This is a genomic window from Nocardioides sp., assembly GCF_035703625.1.
Lineage (GTDB): Bacteria > Actinomycetota > Actinomycetes > Propionibacteriales > Nocardioidaceae > Nocardioides.
In genome coordinates this window covers 1-3,847 of the sequence record NZ_DASSXS010000064.1, presented here as the reverse complement: position 1 = coordinate 3,847, position 3,847 = coordinate 1, and the positions used below count along the sequence as shown (strand labels likewise).

Sequence of the window (3,847 nt, the reverse complement as noted above, 5' to 3'; positions counted from 1 at the left end):
GCCGTGCCGGTCTTGGCGATCACCGGAGGCCCGGGTACGTCGGCGAGCAGGCTGCCGCTGCCGGAGGTGACGACGCCGCGCAGCATCGCGCGGAGCTGCGAGGCCTCACCGCCCGCCAGCTTCGGTACGTCGGCCCGGTCGACCTCCCAGTCCTTCACCAGCCGCGGCAGCACGGTCTCGCCGGACTGGATGGAGGCGATCACGGTGGCCATCGCCATCGGGGAGGCCAGGATCTTGCCCTGCCCGATCGTGTCGGCGGCCGCCTCGGTCTCCGACGCGGCCGGCGGGACGCTGCCGAAGTAGGCGGGGAAGCCCAGGTCGTGGTCGACGCCCATCCCCAGCGAGGCGGCCGCGTCGGCCAGGGCGTCGTCGGCCAGCCTGCCGGACTGGGAGATGAACGCGGTGTTGCACGAGTTGGCCACCGCCGTCCGCAACGGGATCCGGCCCAGGCCCCCGGACGGGTAGTCGTCGTAGTTCTCGAACGCCTTTCCGTCCACGACGATCCGGCTCGTGCACGGCACCGTCGAGGACGGCGACAGACCGTCCCTCAGCAGGGCCAGGCTGCTCACGCTCTTGAACGTCGACCCGGGGGCGGCCTGGCCGAAGGTCGCCATGTTGTAGCCGTCGGTTCCGGGGCCGTTCGCCGCCACCACGATGTCCCCGGTCGACGGGCGAATCGCGACCAGCGCGCTGGACGGGCCGACGCCGGCGAGCAGCCGCTCGGCGGACTGCTGCTGTCGCTGGTCGAGCGTGAGCCGCAGCGGCTTGCCGGGGGTGGGCTCCTCGGTGAACAGCTCGCGCTCGGCGCCGTCGGGGTCGACGGCCTGCACCGCGAAGCCGGGGGTGCCGCGCAGCTGGTCGTCGTACCGGGCCTGGAGGCCGGACAGCCCGGCCTGGTCGCCGATCTCGTACTTCTCGGGGTCGTCCTTGATCATCTCCGCGGTGACCTCGCCGACCGTGCCGAGGATCGGGGCCGCGAACTCGCTCGTGGGAGCCAGGGGCAGGGTGTCCTCGACCCCCAGCGCCCCCTTGATCCGGTCGTACCCCTGGGCGACGGCCGGGGGAATCTGGGCCTGGCGGAACACGATCGCCTCGACGAAGGCCTCCGCCCCGGCGCCCTCGACCTGCTGGACGTACGGCGCTGCGTCGACCCCCACGAGCTGGGCCAGCTGCCGCGCCGACTCCCCCGCGCGGTCCGGCTTCACCTGCGTCCGGTCGATGCCGAAGCGGACGACCGGCCGGTCCGCGACCAGCGCGACCCCGCCGGCGCCGAGAACCTGACCGCGCTCCGGGGCGATCTCGGTGCTGTCGAGCACCTCGTCCTGCTTCAGCGAGGGCTCCACGAGAGCCGGCGTCCACTCCGTCTGCCACTCCTCGCCCGCCAGCCGCATCTCCGCTTCGGACTGGTAGGTCCACTCGTGCCCGTCCAGCGCCCAGGTCCAGCCGAGCGACGCGGTGGCGGTCGCGTCGGACTCCGCCACGTCGACCACCTCGACCTCGGGGGTGACCTCACCCAGGCCCTCGACCACGCGGCGGTATCCGGTCGTCACCTCGTCGGCGGTCCGGCCGGCGAACGGCACGTCGGCCAGGTCGGCCGAGGCCAGGCCGGCGGCGAGCGCATCGGCGGCCTCCTCCGGGTCGGGCCCGCTGACGTTCTGCGCGGCCTCGCAGCCGGTCAGCAGGCCGACCACCATCAGGGCGGTGAGGAGCGCAGTGGTTCGTGGGGCGGGCATGGGCTCCCTTCTACCATCACGAGCATGGCCCCTCTCCGAGCCCCGGTCGCCGTGGCGATCGCGGGCGTGGTGCTGGCGGCCGCCGGTTGCTCCGGAGACCCGTCGTCACGATCGTCGGCGGACCCGTCGCCGAGCCGGCGTGCCGAGGGACCGACCAGCCCCGCGCACACCCCCGCCCCGGCCCGTTCGGCGACGCCGGAGCGGCTCGACGAGAAGGAGCAGCGAGTGCTCGACGAGATGCTGGTCGAGGCCGCCTGGGACAACGACGTACGCCGGGCCCGGCGGCTGATCGACCGGGGAGCCGACGTCAACTGGCGCGACGAGTCGGTCCAGAGCGCGTTCCTGATCGCCACCAGCGAGGGGTACCTCGACCTCCTCGAGCTCACGCTCGCCCGGGGTGCCGACGTCACCCTCCACGACAGCTTCGACGGCACCGGCCTGATCCGCGCCGCCGAGCGCGGGCACTGGGACGTCGTCGGCCGGCTGCTGCAGACCAGGATCGCCGTGGACCACGTCAACAACCTGGGGTGGGTGGCCCTGCACGAGGCGATCATCCTGGGCGACGGCTCGACGCGCTACGTCGACACGGTGCGTGCCCTGGTCGCGGGCGGCGCCTCGCTCCGGATCACGCCCGAGCGCGACGGGATCGCGCCGGTCGAGCACGCTCGGTCCCGTGGCCAGGCCGCCGTCGTACGCACCCTGGAGCGCGCGCTCGCCGCACCCGACCTCGACCGCCCCGGGCGGGCCCTGCTGGCAGCTGCACGTACCGGTGATGCCGACGCCGCCGCCATCGCGCTGCGGCAGGGCGCCGACGTGGAGGTCCGGGACGGCGCCGGGCGTACGCCGTTGCTGATCGCGGTCACCGAGGACCGGCTCGACGTGGCCCGGCTCCTCGTCGCCATGGGCGCCTCGCCCGATGCTCTGGACGAACGCCACGACACGCCCTGGCTGGTCACCGGCGTCACCGGCTCGGTGCCGATGGCCGAGCTGCTGCTGCGCTTCGACCCCGACCTGACCATCCGCAACCGCTTCGGCGGGGTCTCGATCATCCCCGCGGCCGAACGCGGTCACGTGGGCTACGTCCGTCGCGTCGCGAAGACGCGGATCGACCTCGATCACGTCAACGACCTGGGGTGGACCGCGCTGTTGGAGGCGATCATCCTCGGCGACGGTTCAGCCCGCTACGTCGACATCGTCTCGATCCTGCTGGAGCACGGAGCCGACCCCACGATCCGCGACGGCGACGGGGTCAGCCCTCTCGAGCACGCGCGCGATCGCGGCTACACCGCCATCGCGCGCCTGCTCCGCCGGGAGCGGTGAGTCACCAACCGACCCGGCGGTTCGGTGCGGCTCACCGCGGCCACGGCGGTCAGTGGCGCGCGAGCCACCGGTCGAGGTCGATGCCCGCTCGCCTGGCCGGGGCCCGGAGCGAGTCGGTCGTGGGCGCCCGGAACGACTCCGGGGTGATCGCGGCGTCCACCTCGGCGTACCTGCGCTGCTGCGCCGCCAGCTGCTCTGCCATCGCGGCCGAGGCTGCCCGGACCTTGCCGTTGACGGCCACGGTTGCGCCGGTGAGCAGCGGGCTGACGGTGGGCGTGTAGCCGGAGGAGTGGCCCGGCTTGTTCGGGTGGTAGCTCTCGCTGATCGGGTTGGAGAGCCCGTTGATCCACTCCGGGTCGTCACAGACGGCGTGCCCGATGAAGCGGCTGGTCGGGTTCGCGAACGAGAAGCCCTTGGCCGAGGCCTGGCTCGCGGTCCTGCCGTTGAGCAGGTCGGCCGTCTGGTTGAGCCGTGTCATCTCCTCCGGCGAGAACCAGGTGCCGGCGTTGCAGTCCTCGCCCATGAAGATCCTCGGGTAGCCGACGACGACCACCTTGGCGTTCGGCGCCTTGGCCCGGATCGAGGCGTAGAGCGTCGACAACCGGCCGGGCAGGGTGTTGTTGATGAACGCCTGCGCCTGGTCGATCGCACCGTCGCAGTCGCCGGCCCACCACGGAGTCGCGCACTCGGTGAGCACGTCGGCGAAGCCGGCGTCGTTGCCGCCGACGGAGATGCTCACGTAGCTGGTCGACGCGGTGAGGGCGGACAGCTGGGTGTTGGTGACATCGGCGACC

3 protein-coding genes are annotated in these 3,847 nt (G+C 73.0%); 1 reads left to right on the top strand and 2 read right to left on the bottom strand.

The window, feature by feature from the left end:
• On the bottom strand, positions 1–1,733 hold a 1,733-nt coding region (locus tag VFN12_RS03150; RefSeq protein WP_325117124.1), incomplete at its 3' end, for a penicillin-binding transpeptidase domain-containing protein.
• 24 nt (positions 1,734–1,757) lie between these two features.
• Here VFN12_RS03150 and VFN12_RS03145 point away from each other — a divergent pair.
• Entirely contained in the window at positions 1,758–3,053 is a 1,296-nt protein-coding gene (locus VFN12_RS03145; RefSeq protein ID WP_325117123.1) for an ankyrin repeat domain-containing protein, read from the top strand.
• 49 nt (positions 3,054–3,102) lie between these two features.
• Here VFN12_RS03145 and VFN12_RS03140 read toward each other — a convergent pair.
• On the bottom strand, positions 3,103–3,847 hold a 745-nt coding region (locus tag VFN12_RS03140), incomplete at its 5' end, for an SGNH/GDSL hydrolase family protein (protein ID WP_325117122.1).